This window comes from Phormidesmis sp. 146-33 (genome assembly GCF_052939515.1).
This window is the reverse complement of sequence record NZ_JBJPHU010000012.1, coordinates 19,438-37,976: the sequence shown is the minus strand read 5'-3', so window position 1 is coordinate 37,976 and position 18,539 is coordinate 19,438. Positions and strand designations below refer to the sequence as shown.

Below are 18,539 nucleotides of genomic sequence, written 5' to 3'. Positions count from 1 at the left end.
AAGTAATCAAGGAGCAAACCGCATGGAATTGATGATTGAAGACCTGATGGAGCAACTCATCGAAATGGGCGGCTCTGATTTGCACCTGACTGCTGGTTTGCCCCCCTACTTTCGGATTAGTGGACACTTACAGCCGATCGGGGATCAAGTTCTCAGTGCTGAAGAATGTCAGCGCCTCATCTTCAGTATGCTAAACAACACCCAGCGCAAAAACCTGGAGCAGAATTGGGAACTGGACTGCTCCTATGGGGTGCGTGGGTTAGCTCGCTTTCGAGTCAACGTTTACAAAGATCGAGGCACTTATGCCGCCTGTTTGCGAGCCTTGAGTTCTAAAATTCCCAACTTTGAGAAGCTTGGACTGCCAGATGTCGTGCGAGAAATGTCTGAAAAGCCCAGAGGCTTAATTTTGGTGACCGGGCCGACGGGTTCTGGAAAGACTACAACGCTGGCAGCCATGATCGATCTGATCAACCGCACCCGCGCCGAACACATTTTGACGATCGAAGACCCGATCGAATTTGTCTATGAACCGCTCAAAAGCCTCGTTCATCAACGCCAATTGGGAGAAGACACTAAGAGTTTTGCCAATGCTTTGAAAGCGGCTCTGCGGGAAGATCCAGACATCATTCTGGTGGGTGAAATGCGGGATTTGGAAACGATTTCCCTCGCCATCTCTGCCGCAGAAACAGGTCACTTGGTCTTCGGCACCCTGCACACGAGTTCAGCTTCTCAGACGGTCGATCGGATGATTGATGTCTTCCCCGCTGAGCGCCAAACTCAGGTTCGGGTTCAACTTTCCAACTCTTTAGTCGCTGTATTCAGTCAAACGCTGGTGTCCAAGAAAAATCCTAAGCCGGGTGAGTATGGACGAATCATGGCTCAGGAAATCATGGTCATCACCCCTGCTATCTCTAACCTGATTCGGGAAGGAAAGACTGCTCAAATCTACTCCGCAATCCAAACAGGCGGCAAATTAGGAATGCAAACCCTGGAGAGAGTGCTGGCAGACCAGTACAAAGCAGGGCTGATTACGTTTGAGGCCGCAATGTCCAAAACTTCTCGTCCTGACGAGCTTCAGCGACTGATTGGAGGTACGCCTGCCGGGGCAACTGCGGGGGCCGTCAAGCGCTAGACTTCTCTAAACTCTGCGTATTCAATCTGCTCAAGAGAAGCTGTTAAAACTCTTAGCAGAAGTTCTTCAATTTCGACACTTGCCAGCAGAATGATTAGGAAGTCTGATCGTTCTTTTAGAACAAGGCTACTATCTGTAGAGTTCACTTTCTGAGCCTAATTCTTCATCTAGACCCTGAACTATGCCTACCTATGTTGCCCGCGTCCGAGACGCAAAAGGAAACGCCAAGCGAGAAAAGATTGTTGCTGACACCCTGGGAGAAGCCCGCTCTGCCCTGCGGGATCAGGGTCTTTTTGTTCAAGAACTTAAGGAAAGTGAAGGATTTAACGCCAACAACGTTCTTGATCTCAGACAAATTCAATCTTCGATGGCGACGGTTTCGATCAAAGATAAAGCCGTCTTCTCCCGTCAGTTTGCCGCCCTGGTCAACGCTGGGGTAGCGATGGTACGCGGGTTGGGGGTGCTGTCAGAACAATGTACAAACCCCAAGCTAAAAAAAGCTTTGGTGGAGATTAGCTCGGATGTGCAGCAAGGTACAAACCTTTCTGATGCGATGCGGAAGCACCCAGCCTGCTTTGACAATCTGTACACGAGCATGGTGCAAGCAGGCGAGGTTGGGGGCGTTTTGGATGAGGTCTTAAACCGTCTCGCCAAGCTGCTAGAAGACGTGGCTCGGTTGCAAAACCAAATCAAGTCAGCAATGGCTTACCCCGTTGTCGTCGGCTTTCTGGCAACGACGATCTTCTTGGGGATGACGATCTTTTTGATTCCTATTTTTGCAGGAATTTTTAAGGAAATTGGAACTGAGTTGCCTGCATTTACTCAATTGATGCTCAACATCAGTGAGTTTCTTCGCAGCCCAAATGTAGTGATTTTGATCATCTTGATTCCCTTGGTCATTTTTGCTTATCGGCAGTATTACAAAACGCGGGTGGGACGCGAGACGATGGATCGATTCTTCCTAAAAATGCCGCTGTTTGGCGATTTGATTCAAAAGACAGCGACGGCTCGATTCTGCCGGACGTTTGGTGCATTGACTCGATCGGGCGTTCCCATTTTGACCTGCTTAGAGATTGTGCGTGACACATCCGGAAATCAAATTGTTTCAAACGCGATCGACGAAGCCCGCAAAGAAATTCAGACGGGCGGCATGATCAGCATTGCGCTTCAGAAAGAACAGGTGTTTCCCTTGATGGCGATTCAAATGATCAGCATCGGCGAAGAAACTGGGGAACTCGATAAGATGCTAATGAAGGTCGCTGACTTTTATGAGGATGAGGTGGAGCAAGCCGTCAAAGCATTAACCAGCATTATGGAACCGATCATGATTCTCTTTCTAGGCGGCATGGTTGGTAGTATCTTGCTTGCGATGTACTTGCCAATGTTTAAAGTGTTTGAGACTCTCGGCTAGTCGAGACGAGTTTGTCTTGTGAGGTCAGAGGTTAGACGTTGAGAGATTGGTTCAATCTTGCGCTCTAAGATCTTCTGGCCTCTTTTTATTGAAATGGGTTTAGAAAAATGTCAGTTCAAAAATCTCAATACGAAGAACTGTTTGCAACCTATAGTCAGTCTTCAGAGGCGATCGCGCTCCTTAAACGTCATCGTCCCTATCTAGAGCTTTTGCCCAGTATGCGTCGCCCGGAGGAGAGCGTCATTACGATCCCGTTACCGATCGTCAAGATTCGTCATGTAGTGCCCTCTCCTAACGGGCACTCGATCACGTCGGTCGAGTCGCTGATCTTACCCTGTGAAATCTCACTGCTGATGTGTGACCCAGAGTGGAAAATCAAGACAGGTCGAGAAATATTTGTTTTTATCCACCAGCCCGAAGAAGATTTTTCTGACCTGTTGGGTCGGTGGCGACGCACTCAAGTGCTACTAGGCAAGGATTATGAGTGGGTGCTGCCCCCTCGCTATCAGCACATTCTTAACGAAGGCGCAGAAAAGATTTATCCTCTGTTTGTTGTGTTTGAGGAAACGCCTGATCGCATCAAACGAGGGCTTAAAGGCGCACATCTACCGTTTGTGACGCAAAATACCAGTGAGGAAGAAGCGGCGATCGAAGCCTCTCAAACTTCCGAGATTGCAACAACCGAGGAGTAGCTCTTTAAATCAAAAGCTTTAGTAGACTCTACTATATCTAGAAGCTTAAATTTTCTCAATCTGGAGAAGAATTCGTTTTCCGCTTAGACTGCATTCTTTGTCTGCGGCGGTTTGTAGCAATTACAGCCAGATCCACCGGAAACCCAGCTACCGGAATGACTTGATACTTACGGTCTTCCTCCAGCTTCTTGAGCTGCGTAAAGTCAACCCAGTGAATGCAGTCTACGGGACAGGTGTCGATTGCTTCCTGGATAAGTTCTTCTGGATCGCCATCTTGCCGAATTGCACGGGAACGACCATAGTCAGGCTCAATGTAAAACGTGTTTCGCGCAACATGGGCACAATGCAAGCACCCAATACAAGTTAACTCGTCCACATAGACCCCCTTTTGCCGAAAGGCACCTCCCAACTCTGGCTCCAAACCCGATCGGGCTTCAGAATCACGCAGTAAGCCGCCAAGTTCTGGCTCTAGACCTGACCGAGCAGAATTATCTGGATTAGGCAGTTGGGAGGAAGTAGACATCAGGCACTCCAGCGTTGTAGCACGAGACGAATGGAGCCGTCTTGATGACGTTGCTGCTCGGCAACTTGGAAACCTTTTTGAGAAGATTCCTGAACGATCGTGTGATAGGCGTAGCGCTGGGTTACTTTGCTGAGAAAGTAGTCAATGGGGCTGTCCTGCTTCCAATACTGCAAATCGGCAACCAGTTCGTATTCCTGACCGTTCCACGCAAAACCAATGTCGTATTGGTTATCTTGCTCGATCACAACTTCAGCAGTGTGAGTTAGACCTTTGTACCCTCGAACGTCACAAGGGCCGGATTTCCAATCAATCTTTAAATCAGTCAAAGCAGACTTCAAAGCGGGAAGGTTACGGATCTGAGTTTTAATTTGGCTAAAGTGTGACATGGCTAGTTATTAACGAGTTGACTTGTTTTAATCGGACAAAACTTTTTACCAGTCGCTAAACGTCGCTTGAGTCGTGACGGTTGCTGACTGCTGAACGGTCGCAAAATATTCGGAAGTCTGCTCCTGCGTAATGACTTGGCCAAGTTGAGCTTCGATCGCTGCTGTGACCTCCGCGCAAGACGCTCCAACGATACCCGTAACCTTCTCCTGCACACGCCCGTCTGGAAATATCACAAACTCTAATGTTTCCATGCTTTCGACTCAATAACGATGGGACTTTTGGGCTGGTATCGTCGAAACTGAGTCAGTGAAGACCCACTCATTCCAACCAATTTTGACAAATCCACTTACTCCTAATTGAAAAGTTACAGAACTTAGTAATAGAAGAGAGTGGTGTCAGCATAAATGTCAGTTTCGCTTAACTTCAGATTGCAGTCAAGATAAGAAACCAATGAGTATTTATATAAAGATTTATATACTGATTTTTAACATGCTTCTTCTGTCAGGAGAGGGAGATGACAGAGCGATCGTGGCTCCCACTCAAACCTACGTATGAAAGATCAGTTGAGGATAATTATTTTACACCGTCAGTTAGAAGCCCTCTGCATTAAAGCCAATTCATTATTATTCTTCGTTCTAGGCTTAACGTCTCAAACACCTTCACCTTAATCGTTCTATTAAGCTGGACTGACTGCTAGTAGGGGGTCATGCCCCATAAAGATTGCTAGAAAACTTGAGTAACAATAGTTACCGTGGATGCTAATTCCACCGTGTTAATTGTTCTCTGAAGCTATGCAAACTGAGATGGTATCATCGATTCCTTTGGGAACTCTCCTCCGACAGCGCTACCTGGTCAAGCAGATTTTGGGTCAAGGTGGCTTTGGGCGCACGTATCTGGCGATCGATCAGGAGCGATTTAACGAATCCTGCGTCCTCAAGGAGTTTACAGTTCCCTATCAAGACGATGCCCTGGTCGAAAAAGCAAAGTCTCTCTTTCAACGAGAAGCCAGTACGCTCTACCAAATTCAGCATCCCCAAATTCCTCGCTTTTGGGCGGCCTTTGAAGATGAGCAACAGCTTTTTCTCGTGCAAGACTTTGTAAAAGGACAAACCTACCGCAGTTTGCTGCAAGCGAGAAAGCTTCAGGGAAGGCCCTTTTCTGAAGCAGAGGTTCTCCACTTTCTCAACCATTTGCTGCCTGTTCTAAGCTATCTGCATGATCGCGACATCATTCACCGCGATATTTCACCTGAAAACATTATTTTAAGAACCCCGGACACTGGGATGCTGCTTGGGCAGGCATCGATCGACAATTTGCCTGCATCGCTGCCTGTTTTGATCGATTTTGGCGCAGTGAAAGAGGCCGCGAGTCATTGGCCGATCATTTCAGCGATCACCCGCGTCGGCAAAGTAGGATATGCGCCACCAGAGCAGCTTCAAACTGGAAATGTCTCTCCCCACAGCGATCTTTACGCGCTGGGAGCGACCAGCTTAGTTCTCCTAACAGGTCGAGAACCGCAAACATTGTTAGACAGTCAGACCCTTTCCTGGCAGTGGCAACCCTATGCAAGAGTCAGCGATTTGTTAGCGACCGTTTTGCAAAAAATGCTGGCGTTGCAGCCCAATGAGCGGTATCAATCCGCACGAGAAATCTGGGCAGATTTGCAGCCTCTCATGGAAGAATCGCTACAAAGTACTTTGCTTAATCCGATCGCGGCCCTCCCTGACCCGGTTCATCAAGACATCGCACCCGCCGCTAGAGATATCAGCGCTCAGGTGAACACCACTATCAAAACAAAATTGTTTATGGCTAGTCATCCAGAAGGCGCACCCTCTCAGCCGCCGCCTAGGTCAAATGCCGCCCACCGACTTCATTCCCCTCGCAAGGTGGGAGTTGGCAGTGCGATCGCGGCCAGTCTTGTGGTTTCCCTGGGAATTGGAGCATATTTGTTTAAGATCACCCCGCCTCTGGGCACAACGCAAGCGATCGACTTGCAGGCAACGCGATCGACACCTCATCTCCCAGCTAGTAACGGACAACCCCAACGAATTGAGTTTCCGCCCAACGAGATTTCTGCAATGGTGCAGGGAAATTTGCAAGATAAAAACGCCCAACTCTACATTCTCGAAGCCTCACAGGGGCAGATTATGACCGTGACGCTAGAAGGATCGGGGGTCGTAATGGATGTCTTGCGATCCAACGAGCAGCGTGTCGATAACTCTGCTTACCAAACTCGCAATTGGATTGGTCAACTTCCAGTGGATGATCAATACATGATTCGAGTTACGGGATCGGGGAGTTATTCGGTGGATGTCGCGATCACGCCTCTATCACGGACTGAATCTTCAGAAACGCAGCGTATTAAATTTCCGCGAGGCAAAGCTGAAACTACGGTTACAGGCACTACTCAGCCCAACCAAATTCGGCGCTATATCTTGAAAGCAAAGGGCAACCAGATTATGGGCGTGAAGGTTTTGCAAGGAAAACACATCACTTTGAATGCACTGGCTCCTAATGGTCAGCGGGTAGGTGGAAGTTCGCGTCGATCGCGCGATTGGCACGGCAAACTAGCAGTGGATGGCGACTATACGATCGAGGTCTCCTCCCCTAAAGTTGGAGACTTTGCCCTTTCTTTTGAGGTCTACTAACGCCAATTTTCTGAACTTCTAACGAACTCGTAGGGAATGCTGATTGTGAGCATCTCCCTTTTTTATTGGGACTCATTAAAAACTTGGACGCTGCCATCTTGACCTAGTACAACCCGAATCACAACTGGACGGCTAGTTTTGGGGGGAGAAACAAAAGGCGAGTTATAGAGAGGCATCCCAACTTCGGGGCGATCGAGAAACAGTCCGGCCGCTTCGTTGAGGGGGAGATTTTGTTGTAGTGAGCCGTCGGAGTTGAGAACTAATCGGTACTGCAAATCTCCAGGAAGTCCTGCGGGAGGGTTCCAGCGCCCTTTGAAGTACTGTCTGACCTCAGCGACTTGAGGAATGGTGTCAAAAGCAGTGCTGTCTTTGCTAGGGGCTGCTGAGGCGGCGGCTCGTTCTTGCGGTTGGGCAGATTGAGCATTTGCGGGAGCGCGACTAACGCTGGCTCTAGGCTGACTGGGCGGAATTGGATCTGGAGAGGGATTTGCGGGAGCATCTTGAGGAAGAATTGGACTCACCGCAACAGAGCCTTCGGGAGGCTCGACAATTTTAATTTTTGGAGGCGTTTTGGGGGTCTGAGGAACCGTTACCTTGGCATCACCCGTAGCGCTTTGGGAGCCAGCAGAAGATGGAGACTCAGGGATCGCCAATACGGGGGGCGGAGCAGTAGGCAAGGGCAAAGGCGAAGGAGAAGCACTGGGAAGAGGTTGGAGGGCAAGACGCTGGTCAGAACTACTGGCTCCCTGACTCGTGGTTGGCGCTTGAGCCGTTTGGGACGTGGGGCGATCGAACAGTCGTAGTGCAGAAGTTGTCAACCCCACAGCAATTAAGAAGGTTGCGGCAATGCTCGTCCACGGAGGCGGATTTTTGAGCCAGTTGGGGCGATTTAGATTAGGCAGAGCCGTCACGTCAGCGGCATATTCATCCAGCGCCGTTGCTAGATCCGCTAATTGGACAGCACTAAGTCGGATCGAAGCCCCAGTCTCTTCGGTGGCCAACGTTCCCAGGAATAGCTCGTGAGAGAGGATGCCTCTGGGCTGGATCGAAAGGTCTGCGGTGAGATCGGAGGGGGCCAGACTAGGAGAATCTACGACAGCGATCGGGGAGACCGTTCCATCCAGGGTTGCGCCAAAACGCTTTGCTAAGTGTCTGTCTTGTAGCAGCGTATTGGACTGGTTGAGAAATTGCTGAACGTAGGTTGTGACAGTCTGGCAAAGGCTTTCTAGCTGAGACCGATCGCCCCGCACGGTCATCCATTGGTCTTCGCTGATTCGAGGGTCGTCAAAACTGAGTCTGAACCGCAGATGTTTGAGAACCGATCGACCTGCCCAGCGCGAGAGAGGGGAGTTTTTGGCTGAGATTTCTAATGTGCAGGTGGGCGGAGTGTACTTGCGGAGAACAGAGTTGGAAGACATGGGCAAACAGCAGGAATGGGGGTTAGGAGGTAGGAAGTGGGGTGTGGGGGATCGATCGCTCTAGCAGGGTCATCCACAGTCGCCGAACGCCGTTGGGGCTGCCATAAAAAAGCAGGTCGATCAGTAGTTTGAGTGCCAGATGAGTCAAGGTCTTAGTGGGGACTGTTTCTCCGTCTTCCATGCGTTCTTGATAGGTGTTGTGGAAGGCATCAAGGTAGTTTCCCAACAGAGAAGCTTCGTGGGGTTCGCGGTTTTGCTCGGTCAACTGTTCTAAAAGGGCAACGGCTCGACGAATCAGTTCATTATGCTCTTTTGCCAAATGACAGCTAATCAGAGAGAGCGCCCGCGCTTCTTCGACATCTAGCTTTTTGCGACCGCCTTGTCCTTTCCGCAAGGGACTGGATTGGCGCAGCCGCCAGAGAGAGACGCGATCAGCAATCATGGATTCTAGATTTAGATCAGTCGCCGCTTGCAGCATGGCCTCCGAACTGATGCCCGCGATCGCCTCCAGTGCCAGCAAGATCAGATCCAATTGGGCTTTGATATTATCTAGCTGATCGGGGTCAGGCTGAGAAGTCAGGGGAAGATCTTCCCATTGAGGGGTGGGGCTGGCGGGCTTCACGGTAGAGGTCATGTTTTCAGGATATGAGGCAATCTGAGCTAGGATGCGATCGTTACCAGTCTTGAAACAGCGACTTTCTGAGGCTAGGAAATGTTTCCGTTTGATTGCAAACCAATTTCAGTCTACCGATAGTGGTGTCGAAACTATTCACCCGATCGGCGGATTTGGAGGAATTTCAATCAATTAGAAAATATTGAGCCTTTCATTCAGCATCCTTCCATCGCCTACGGCAGCAGAACTTGTGTAAGAAAGTAAGCGATCGTAGCACTGCCGATCGGCACCGTCAGATTATCAATGCCGTATTTTGAGAAGGCTTCTAGACTGGCGGCGATCGCTCCTACAATCAGAGAAATCAGCCAGACTTGCCAAAGATTGCCCTGAGTGGTCAGCAAAATCGAGGCGCTGACGACAAAACTAATGACCGCCATTGCCGACGAGCCTTCCCAACTTTTTTGCATATTCCACAACTTATAGGGATGGCGACCAAAGCGTTGACCAATAATGGCGGCAAATCCGTCTCCCCAAGTCATGACGAGAATGCCCAGGGCGGCAAATTGCGGTAGATTGAGCGTCCAAAACCAGGCGACCAACACCCCAATGCTGACGGCATAAAAGAAGGTGCCTAGACTCTTGCGGCCGATGCTGTTGATGCTGGGGAGAATGGGAACGTAGTACGAGAGTAGCGCGATCGCGCTAAAGACGATCGAGGCCGAAACGCCGACCCACATGGGAATCTTGAGCCACCAGGCGATCAAAATCACATTCCCGGTGCCAATGTGAACCACTTTGCGAACCATTTCAGAACCAGCCTGGGTAAAGCGATTGACACCTTCGGCGAGGAGGGCGACAATCGTCAGCCAAACCAACACGACGGCGACTTGAAATCCCAGATTTGAGAGCGGAATATTAGAACGTTGCAGCAAGGCTGACCAGGGAAGCACGGTAGATTCGGAGATGAAGTAATCCTCTCATTCTAGAGTTGAGCGCTGCTGGTGTTTGGATTCGACAAAAGACGCAACGATCGCGGCACTTATTTCTTCCGTAGAAGTTTGTATCTTCGATGAAGATTGTGTAAACGAGAGGTGTAGTCTTACTGAGCTTTGCTGTAATGGTGACACCCTCAGTTAATTTCTTCAAAACCGTAGAAAACTTGTAAGCCTCGATTTTAAGGTAGAAAATACGTGACTTTATTCAAAATTGCGTCCAGAGTTTCTCAGGCGATCCTTCGGATATCTGCCCAGCAGATCGCAGTGACGGCCCTACCGATCGCCTTGATGACAACATCCCCCAAAGCCGCAGAAGCCGCCAGTTTTAGCAACCTCTATGTGTTTGGTGACAGTTTGTCGGATGTTGGCAACACCCTAAATGCTACAAAGATTTTTCCTGCTACCCCTTTTTATACGCCTGGACGCTTCTCAAATGGGCCGGTTTGGGTGGAAGGCCTTGCCTCTAAGCTAGGAAAAACCGTTACAACTGAGAATAATTTTGCCTTTGGTGGAGCGAGAACGGGCAGCGATAATGGGTTGAATCCACTTTTTCCAGGGCTTCAGCAGCAAGTCGGCTCCTTCACTGCTAAGAACACGCAGGCGGATGGAGACGCTCTCTACATTCTTTGGGCTGGAGCCAATGACTATCTCAATGACCAGCTAAATTTTGCTGCGGACGGGGTGGCTGGAACGACGATCGGGAATGCGGTCACCAACCTCAGCACTGCCATCACCGACTTAGCTAAAGTGGGTGCCAAAAACTTTTTGATTCCCAATCTACCCGATTTAGGCAAAATTCCTCAATTCAATAAAAATCCTAATCCGTTGATTCCATCTGGTTTGAGTGCAATTACTCAAGGTCACAACACAGCATTATCTCTGGCATTGCAGTCGCTTTCGGCGAATCCGAATTTGGGCTTAAATCTGATTTCTCTGGACGTTTTTTCTCTGGTCAATCAGGCTATCAACAATCCTGCGAGTTTGGGCTATACCAACGTGACAGACCCCTGTCTGAATGCTCAACCGCCTTTGTTTAGTGGAGATTGTGGCACTCCTGACCAGTATTTGTTTTGGGATAACCTGCATCCAACCGCTAAGGGGCATCAACAAATCGGCGACTTGGCTTACTCAGTTCTGCAATCAAAAGCGCCTGGTAAGTCTGTGCCCGAATCTTCAACGGTGGCAGGTGTGCTAGTGATTGGAGCATTTCTAGGAAGTCGATCTCTCCGAGTTACCCGCAAGGGGTCGCTGCGCCGCAAAGCCGTCAGCAAGAAGCCAGCAAAAGCTCCTGTGGGGGTTGAGTAAACTGGGCGATCGCACTCCTCAAATGCTTTTGTAACGTCGATGGGGGCAAGGCTCCTTGCAGGTGGCTCCAGGGTAAGACTTGCTCCAGCGGCCAGTTTTCGTAAACGTAAAAATCGAGATCGGGAATCTGTCCCCGCAGTTCTTTGAAGGCACGACGGTAGCTGCCGAGGGAGTCGCCGTAGTGTCGGGTCAATTGTAGCAGTTTGGAGAGACGACGATCGCCCCGCGACAAGAGAGCCTGGATCACTGACCAATTGTAGCTTTCGGGACGAAAATCAATGCCCTGGGGACGCAGTTGTTTTTGTAAAAATTGTAGCCGCTTTTCGGCTTGAGTGTTGACCCCAAACCACTGAAACGGCGTGTGAGCCTTGGGGACAAACGTGCTGCATCCCAGAGTTAGCCGCAGACCAGGAACAGACTTTTTGAGATTCCGCAACATCGTGACGGTCTGTTCGAGGTCGTCAAATTCTTCGCCCGGTACACCTGCCATGCCGTATAGTTTAACTGCGTTGAGTCCGCCTGCTTTAGCGTTGATGACAGCCTGAGTGATTTCGTCGTTAGTTAGCTTTTTGTTGATGATCTGGCGCAGGCGATCGGAGCCACTTTCGACAGCGATCGTGATCGATTTAGTGTCATGCTTCACCAGCGTTTGCGCCAGCTTTTGAGTGACGGTGTTAGTTCTCACAGAGGCGATACTCACCCGAACTTGATCGTGCTGGGGCTGATTCAAATAATCCAATAAAGTCTCAAATTCGGGATGTTGTGTAACGGATGCGCCCAACAGACCAAGACGATCGGTGACTTTTAGACCTCGTTCGATTGCGGGGATTAGCGATTCCTCGACATCAGCAATTCGGAACGGGAGTGTCAAATAGCTGGCCAGACAAAAGCGGCACATTTCAGGGCAACTCCGCACCACTTCCACCATGTAGATATTCTCCCAGGCGGCCTTTTGAGTGACGACAGTGGAGGTCGAAAGCGTGTTACCTCGATAGGTTTGCTTTTCAATGCGAGGGGGAATGGTGGAATCGATCGCAGTGATTTTGTCAATCGGGCCATCAGCACGTTTATACGTCACTTCATACAAGCTGGGAACGTAAATACCAGGAACTTGGGCAAGGTGACGTAATTGAGTGTGGCGATCGTCGTGACGCACTTCTTGATATGCATTGATGAATGCATCTAAAACGATTTCACCATCGCCCAAGAGAAACACATCGAAAAATTCTGCGAATGGTTCTGGATTAGCTGTGAGAACCGGGCCGCCGCCAAATACAATGGGATGGTGATCGGTACGATCGTTCGTACTTAATGGAATTTCTAACGACTCCAACAGATTCAAAATATTGACGTAATCCAACTCCCAGGACATCGAGAACCCCAGAATTTCGGGTTGGGAAGGCAGCGATTCATGCACATCGGTAAACAGACGACTCACCTGCAAATCACTTCGCGCCGCCAGCGTTGCCCAGACCACTTGATAGCCCAAACTCGTGATGCCCACAGTGTACTCATTGGGAAAGGCAAAAATCAGTGGAATCGCCTCTGCGTCAGGCGTTGCAGGGGTAAAGAGGAGTCGTTCGGAGGGAAAAGGAGAAGTCGTCACAAATCAGCCTAGCGTGCAACAGTGTTTCGACAGGACATACAACCGCGATCGGTTTTTCAAATCTGTCTAACTCCAGCCTAGCACTCAGCTTTACTGATAGGAGTGTCCTTTTGATGACAGCAACATTTCATTTAGATATCAATTACCAACATTGAGGTTTGTTTGATAGCGGCGTGAGAAGTTTTAGCGCTAAAGAAAGCTTAATTTAGGGGGATTTTGATTTGAAATTCGGTGCCCTGTCCCAGTACAGATACACAGGTCAACTGCCCGTTGTGATTTTCTGTGACAATTTGGTGGCTGATCGATAAGCCTAACCCGGTTCCTTTTCCGGCTGCTTTGGTGGTGAAAAAGGGAGCAAACAAATGCGGTTGTGCAGACTCTGGAATACCAGATCCGTTGTCAGAAATTGTTACCACTGCAAACATATTTTCTACACTTGTGCGAATCCGAATGGCAATACTACGATCGCTCACTTCCTCTAGCGCATCGATTGAATTAGCCAACAAATTCATAAACACTTGGTTTAGCTGTCCAGCATAGCAATTGACGAGGGGCAATTCACCATATTCTTTCGTTAATTCGATTGCGGGGCGATTGGTTTGAGCTTTGAGGCGATGCTGCAAAATTAGCAGTGTGCTGTCAAGTCCAGCGTGAAGATCAGCAGGTTGTTTGTCGGTGTCTATGCGCGAAAATGTCCGTAGCGATGACATGATTTCGCGAATTCGACCTGTCCCCAGTCGCATTGAGGAGATGAGTTTGGGCAAGTCTTGTAGAAGATAATCGAGGTCGATCGCGGCTCTATGTTCCTCAATTTCAACGGGTGGTGGAGCCAGATGCTGTTGATAAAGTTCTAGATGTTTTATTAGATCGTTTAAATAGGTCTCAGCGTATTGCAGATTGCCCGTGATAAAGCCAACGGGATTATTGACTTCGTGGGCCACCCCTGCAACCAGTTGACCCAAACTAGAAATTTTTTCGGTTTGAATTAGTTGCGCCTGAGTTTGTTGTAGCGTGTGCAAAGAGTGTTCTAGTTGAAGGGCCCGTTCTCGTTCGCGAGTTTCTGATTCTTGTAGGGCAGTATTAGCCGTTTGCAGCGTTTCGTAGAGCTTGGCGTTTTCGAGAGAGACGGCAATTTGAGACGATAAAAGAAAGAGAATCCGAAGTCGATCGCGCGTAAAAGCATGAGTTGTCTGGTTATTTTCTAAATAGAGAACCCCAAATAAAGCACTCTGGTAAACGATCGGGAAACACAAAATCGATTTGGGCTGATTGTCTAGCACGTAAGAATCAGTGGCACAGATTGAGTCGATCGTCGCGTCATGAATCAGCAGTTTTTTTCGAGTGCGACTGACATAGTGAACCAGCGACATCGGCACCGCTCGATCGATGGTTAACGGCACAGACTTGAGAATGGTAATGCCCGTTGGTTTGCTAACCGCTTGAGACATAATCGCCAACTCGCCCTCTGTTTGCAGTAAGAGCGTTCCTTTCTGTGCTCCTGCACTTTCGAGAACAACGCTCATTAAAGTTTCTAGCAAGCGATCGAGTTGGATTTCCTGTGAAATCGCCTGAGATGCTTTGAGAATTGCGGCTAGATCCAAAACTTGGGAACTGCTCGTACTGGTTGAAGAAATGTGCGTAATTGAGAGAGTCTGGTCTGTCGAAACAGATTCGGGAGGATGGTGAAGATCTTTGAGAAGTCGAGGATAGCGCTGGTCAAGGTCTTTGAGTTTTGCCTTAGCTCCCCAATTTTGATAACCGCAGTAGGCTTCAATTAAATAAAGTTGAGCAAATTTCTCTTTGCCTTGAGCTAACCAAAACTTAGCTGCCAATTCATTAGCCAGGGCATAGTCTTGAATAAATTCGTTAGCCTTGGCGAGGGCGATCGCCTGATCATAGAGGTCAATTGCAGTCAGAGGATTGGCAGACGATCGCGCCATTTCTGCCTGCACTAAAAGATATTGATGTAAGAAGTTATCGGGACAGTTTTCTGCCCAGATTTGTAATTGTTGTTGGTTAGTTGTCAACTGTTGCCAGTCTGCTTTTTGGTCGTCAGCGATCGCATCGGGATATCGAGCCGTGAGAATTAATGAGTAATAGAAATTAAACGCCGCTAATGAAATGCAACCTGGAAAATATTGGAGTAAGTTTTTAGCATTTTGAATACATTGCAAAGCGTCGAGGGGACGATCATGTAAATATAAAATTTGCGCTTTAAAGATGAGATAAAATCCGATTCCGGCGGCACTCGATCGGGCTTGACAACCTGTTAAAAACTGTTGTTCGTCGAGAGTTTCAGTCTTAAATTCTAGAGGATTAGACTGAGTTGACTGAAGGTTAGCGATCGCAAGTTGACACGCCAACAGCATATCTTTAACCAGCGGATTGTGCGTCTGTTCGGCAAACTTTAAGTAATCAGGAATTTTTGCCGACAAAAAGTCTAAGTCGACCCCTTGATACAACGAATTGATAATTTGATGTCCAATATTATATCCCGCAAACTGTAGCTCTCCTGACTCCAATCCGGCTTGATACCCTTCCATAAACGTAACGGCATCTTCTTTGAGCGGTCTCACCCAATGATTAACAGAGCCACCAATTACAAGACAGACTTTACACTTCTCTGCCTGGTCATTAAACTTCTCGCTTACCTTGAGACTTAGCTGACCAAACTCGTATCCCGCCTGATAGTCACCCAACATCGAACCGAGAATTAAACCATATTCAGAATATCCATAAGTGGACTCAGCAAGCTGACCGTAATGAAGGGAAAGATTGACCAGCTTCATAACTGCCAGGAGCCAAAGATCATGATTTGAGAAATAAGTAGGCGAACCCAGCGCCATGAGTAATTTTGCGGCGGCTCTTTTCTCCAGGCTTACCATTTCTGGCTGATGAATTAGTGCTGCAATTTCTTTGTCATGTAAATACTTTTTGGCAGTCTCCAATTCACTTTTTAGCGCCACTTGTAGATCTGAATCAGGAAGGTCGATCGCTAGCAGCTTTAGTCCCTCGCGTCCCGCTTGAATGGCTCGATCGTACTGAGCTTGTAGAGTGTAGAGGACAATCATCAATCGATAGACTTCTACTTTTTCAAGAACTGATTTTGCTTGTTTTAAAGTTAAGTCAATCAGTTGCTTAGATTCTTTACAATTACCAATTAAGTATTCGATTTCTGCCTGCTCTCGATGCACGGCAAACGTTAGGTCATAGTGTTCTGACCAGGAGTTGTGGAGATGTTGTCTAGCTTGATTGAGATATTCACTGGCGGCTGAGTAAGCGGCAGCACTTTTTGCTTTTTTGCCTGCTTCTAAATTGAGGGTGGCTAATGTGATTTGTTTTTTAGAGTCGGTGATTAAAGCCTGACCAATATTCAAATGCTCGACCAGTTCAAAGAGGCGATCGCTGCATTCGAGCAGGCTCATGTTTGCGTAAAGAAGTTGACCAATTTGAAGGTGAACGGATTGCTTTTGGCTCTCGTCAATTAGGGCATAGGCGGCTTGCTGGACTCGATCGTGCAGGAATTGGTAGTTGAGGCAGATTAAACTGGCTGAGATAGTTTCTGTCTGAAAAACTTCGGGTTCAGAGGTTGGTACAATCAAGCCTTCTTGAAGGGCAGGTGAAAGAATTTGAGAGATCTCTAGAATAGTTTTTGAACAGATAGTAGACAGCGTTTTGAGATGAAATCGATTCCCAATACAAGCAGAAAATTGAAGAACTTCTTGAGTTGCAGACGGCAATTTCTTAAGTTTGCCAATCATCAATTCGACGACGTTATCTGTGATAGCGATCGCTTCAATTTCAGTAATATTCCACTGCCAGATCTTCTCAGCAAAATTGAATTTCAGCAGCCTTTCTTGATAAAGCGTTTTGAGAAATTCATTAACAAAAAATGGATTGCCTTCTGTCTTTTGCATCACCAAATTGGCTAATGGCTGAATGCTAGATAACTCGCCACGCAATGTATCAACAATCAAGTGTGTAACATGCCCCAAGGTGAGGGGAGCCAGTGTCATCTGCGCCGGAAAAATTGCAGCGTGCTGCAACTCTTCTAGCAAAATCATGAAGGGATGGGCAGAGTTTACTTCGTTGCTGCGGTAGGCTCCGATCAAAAACAGGTGGCGAGTTTGCTCATCCGTCAGCACCACTTTGATCAACTTCAAGGTTGCCGAATCCGCCCACTGCAAATCATCTAAAAACAGGACGAGCGGATGTTCTGGCTGACAAAACACGCGAATAAACTGCTGAAATACTCGATTAAACCGATTTTGAGCCTCAATGGGGGCCAACGTAGCAACGGGCGGCTGTGAACCAATTATCTGTTCTAGCTCAGGCAGCACATCAATGATCACTTGGGCATTTGCCCCCAAAACCGCGGCCAGCTTGTTGCGCCATTGGTTGAGTCGAGGTTCGCTCTCGGTTAGCAGTTGTCGCATCAGCGATTGAAACGCAACCACGATCGCTGAATAAGGAATATTGCGCTGAAGTTGATCAAACTTGCCAGAAATAAAGTAGCCGCACTGCCGCACACTGGCGTGGTCAATCCCTTTGGTTAGCGGCTTATAAATCTCTTGAACCAGCGACGATTTGCCCACCCCGGAGTAGCCCGTCACCAGCATAAATTCGCTCTTTTGGCTGTGCATGACGCGATCGAAGGCGGTCAATAACTCAGCAACTTCGGCTTCTCGTCCATACAGCTTTTCGGGAATCTGAAAGCGATCGCACTGATCTTGCTGTCCCAGGCGAAAAGGGGCAATGTCTCGATGAAGCTGCCATTCTAGCTGACAGATTTCGAGGTCATGCTGCAACCCAGATGCACTTTGGTAACGGTCTTCTGCCATTTTTGCCATCAGTTTCAGCACGATCGCAGACAGCATTTTTGGGATGTTGGGCTGACGATCGCTGGGGGAGATCGGCGCTCTGGCGAGGTGACAATGGACAGTTTCGAGCGGATCAGAGGTTTCAAAGGGCAGATGATGCGTCAGTAGTTGGTAAAAAGTAATGCCTAAAGAATAGAAGTCAGTCCGATAGTCAATGCCGCGATTCATCCGGCCGGTCTGCTCTGGTGACATGTAGGGCAGCGTGCCTTCTAGCCCATCGGGACTGGTTAAGACTTGCGTTTCTTTGGGCAGGAGAGAGGCAATACTAAAATCGGTAATTTTGACCTGTTTGGTGGTCGGATTGATTAGCAGATTGGCAGGTTTGATGTCTTTGTGAATGACGCGATTTTGATGGAGATCGGAGAGAATTTGGGTGATTTGAAGGGCGATCGCAAAGAATTCGGCTAACTCTATGCGATGCCCCTTGCAGTAATCTTTGAGAGAAACGGCCCCAAAATCCTCCATCACTAAAGCCAAAAGATTGCCAGACGTTTCCAAACTGTAGGGGCGCACAATACTGGCTAAATTTAACTCGTTGGCTAAAGTGAACTGTTTGCGAAAAACCGCGAGTTCTCTAGGGGTTGAGTTTTTGTTTTTTAGAAGCTTAATAACGACAGGTTTTTGATCCGTCGATCGCTCTCCTCGATAAACCAAAGTTTTAGAGCTTTCGTAGATCTTATCTGCAACTTGGTAGCCCGGAAGGGTGAGCATGATTGTTCCTTGCGATCGAAGTGAAGTCTAACAGTTGACCCTTAGATTTCCCTAGATAACAGTCTAGCCATCAGGTTTATTTTGAGTTATTTCATGGAAAAGCCAATTTAGCGTGATAAATCTTACGAACAGTTTTTTACTTCGATAAAAGTTTAAGTAGATGGATATTAACAGTTTTATCAATTCGTTCGGCAATTAACTTAAACATTGCTCTGACT

Annotated in this window: 13 protein-coding genes; 5 read left to right on the top strand and 8 right to left on the bottom strand. The window is 48.1% G+C overall.

Going from position 1 to position 18,539, the window contains the following annotated elements; all coding sequences use genetic code 11:
* Nucleotides 1-22: 22 nt before the first annotated feature.
* The 3 genes from ACJ2PR_RS07320 (at nt 23) to ACJ2PR_RS07310 (ending at nt 3,235) form a co-directional block, all read left to right on the top strand.
* Entirely contained in the window at nt 23-1,132 is a 1,110-nt protein-coding gene (locus ACJ2PR_RS07320; RefSeq protein ID WP_446857554.1) for a type IV pilus twitching motility protein PilT, read from the top strand.
* A gap of 181 nt (nt 1,133-1,313) precedes the next feature.
* On the top strand, nt 1,314-2,543 hold the full coding sequence (locus ACJ2PR_RS07315) for a type II secretion system F family protein (RefSeq protein WP_446857555.1): 1,230 nt from the start codon (nt 1,314-1,316) through the stop codon (nt 2,541-2,543).
* 107 nt (nt 2,544-2,650) lie between these two features.
* Complete coding sequence (locus tag ACJ2PR_RS07310; RefSeq protein ID WP_446857556.1) at nt 2,651-3,235, top strand: hypothetical protein; 585 nt, start codon at nt 2,651-2,653, stop codon at nt 3,233-3,235.
* Between the two features lie 55 nt (nt 3,236-3,290).
* Here ACJ2PR_RS07310 and ACJ2PR_RS07305 read toward each other — a convergent pair whose 3' ends face one another.
* Genes ACJ2PR_RS07305 through ACJ2PR_RS07295 form a run of 3 tightly spaced genes read right to left on the bottom strand, consistent with a single transcriptional unit; the run spans nt 3,291 to nt 4,396 of the window.
* Entirely contained in the window at nt 3,291-3,758 is a 468-nt protein-coding gene (locus ACJ2PR_RS07305) for a ferredoxin (protein WP_446857557.1), read from the bottom strand.
* Complete coding sequence (locus ACJ2PR_RS07300) at nt 3,758-4,144, bottom strand: DUF1257 domain-containing protein (RefSeq protein WP_446867591.1); 387 nt, start codon at nt 4,142-4,144, stop codon at nt 3,758-3,760. Before ACJ2PR_RS07300 ends, ACJ2PR_RS07305 begins: the two co-directional genes overlap by 1 nt.
* A 45-nt stretch (nt 4,145-4,189) precedes the next feature.
* Complete coding sequence (locus ACJ2PR_RS07295; RefSeq protein WP_446857559.1) at nt 4,190-4,396, bottom strand: DUF2997 domain-containing protein; 207 nt, start codon at nt 4,394-4,396, stop codon at nt 4,190-4,192.
* Nucleotides 4,397-4,948: 552 nt separating this feature from the next.
* On the opposite strand from ACJ2PR_RS07295, the gene ACJ2PR_RS07290 reads away from it, so the two are divergent.
* On the top strand, nt 4,949-6,793 hold the full coding sequence (locus ACJ2PR_RS07290; protein ID WP_446876539.1) for a protein kinase domain-containing protein: 1,845 nt from the start codon (nt 4,949-4,951) through the stop codon (nt 6,791-6,793).
* 62 nt (nt 6,794-6,855) lie between these two features.
* On the opposite strand, the gene ACJ2PR_RS07285 is transcribed toward ACJ2PR_RS07290, so the two are convergent.
* From ACJ2PR_RS07285 to ACJ2PR_RS07275, 3 genes are all read right to left on the bottom strand, one after another.
* Complete coding sequence (locus ACJ2PR_RS07285) at nt 6,856-8,211, bottom strand: DUF4335 domain-containing protein (RefSeq protein WP_446876538.1); 1,356 nt, start codon at nt 8,209-8,211, stop codon at nt 6,856-6,858.
* Between the two features lie 22 nt (nt 8,212-8,233).
* On the bottom strand, nt 8,234-8,845 hold the full coding sequence (locus tag ACJ2PR_RS07280) for a DUF3038 domain-containing protein (RefSeq protein ID WP_446876537.1): 612 nt from the start codon (nt 8,843-8,845) through the stop codon (nt 8,234-8,236).
* Nucleotides 8,846-9,057: 212 nt separating this feature from the next.
* Nucleotides 9,058-9,756, bottom strand: a complete 699-nt coding sequence (locus ACJ2PR_RS07275; protein ID WP_446857563.1) for a diacylglycerol/polyprenol kinase family protein — start codon at nt 9,754-9,756, stop codon at nt 9,058-9,060.
* A 258-nt stretch (nt 9,757-10,014) separates the two neighbouring features.
* On the opposite strand from ACJ2PR_RS07275, the gene ACJ2PR_RS07270 reads away from it, so the two are divergent.
* Entirely contained in the window at nt 10,015-11,124 is a 1,110-nt protein-coding gene (locus ACJ2PR_RS07270; RefSeq protein WP_446867595.1) for an SGNH/GDSL hydrolase family protein, read from the top strand.
* On the opposite strand, the gene ACJ2PR_RS07265 is transcribed toward ACJ2PR_RS07270, so the two are convergent.
* Together ACJ2PR_RS07265 and ACJ2PR_RS07260 are read right to left on the bottom strand one after the other, a co-directional pair.
* Nucleotides 11,084-12,730 carry a B12-binding domain-containing radical SAM protein gene (locus tag ACJ2PR_RS07265; RefSeq protein ID WP_446867596.1) on the bottom strand — a complete coding sequence of 549 codons (1,647 nt, stop codon included), beginning with the start codon at nt 12,728-12,730 and terminating at the stop codon, nt 11,084-11,086. The two genes, ACJ2PR_RS07270 and ACJ2PR_RS07265, sit on opposite strands and share 41 nt — an antisense overlap.
* A 200-nt stretch (nt 12,731-12,930) precedes the next feature.
* Nucleotides 12,931-18,321 (bottom strand): trifunctional serine/threonine-protein kinase/ATP-binding protein/sensor histidine kinase, encoded by a 5,391-nt coding sequence (locus tag ACJ2PR_RS07260; RefSeq protein ID WP_446876536.1) that lies wholly within the window; start codon nt 18,319-18,321, stop codon nt 12,931-12,933.
* Between the last annotated feature and the right edge of the window lie 218 nt (nt 18,322-18,539).

Excerpts from the sequence above, each read along its gene's own strand:
- ACJ2PR_RS07280 (WP_446876537.1), bottom strand. The coding sequence starts at position 8,845 with ATGACCTCTACCGTGAAGCCCGCCAGCCCCACCCCTCAATGGGAAGAT.
- ACJ2PR_RS07305 (WP_446857557.1), bottom strand. The coding sequence starts at position 3,758 with ATGTCTACTTCCTCCCAACTGCCTAATCCAGATAATTCTGCTCGGTCA.
- ACJ2PR_RS07290 (WP_446876539.1), top strand. The coding sequence starts at position 4,949 with ATGGTATCATCGATTCCTTTGGGAACTCTCCTCCGACAGCGCTACCTG.
- ACJ2PR_RS07310 (WP_446857556.1), top strand. The coding sequence starts at position 2,651 with ATGTCAGTTCAAAAATCTCAATACGAAGAACTGTTTGCAACCTATAGT.
- ACJ2PR_RS07295 (WP_446857559.1), bottom strand. The coding sequence starts at position 4,396 with ATGGAAACATTAGAGTTTGTGATATTTCCAGACGGGCGTGTGCAGGAG.
- ACJ2PR_RS07320 (WP_446857554.1), top strand. The coding sequence starts at position 23 with ATGGAATTGATGATTGAAGACCTGATGGAGCAACTCATCGAAATGGGC.
- ACJ2PR_RS07315 (WP_446857555.1), top strand. The coding sequence starts at position 1,314 with ATGCCTACCTATGTTGCCCGCGTCCGAGACGCAAAAGGAAACGCCAAG.
- ACJ2PR_RS07260 (WP_446876536.1), bottom strand. The coding sequence starts at position 18,321 with ATGCTCACCCTTCCGGGCTACCAAGTTGCAGATAAGATCTACGAAAGC.
- ACJ2PR_RS07285 (WP_446876538.1), bottom strand. The coding sequence starts at position 8,211 with ATGTCTTCCAACTCTGTTCTCCGCAAGTACACTCCGCCCACCTGCACA.
- ACJ2PR_RS07300 (WP_446867591.1), bottom strand. The coding sequence starts at position 4,144 with ATGTCACACTTTAGCCAAATTAAAACTCAGATCCGTAACCTTCCCGCT.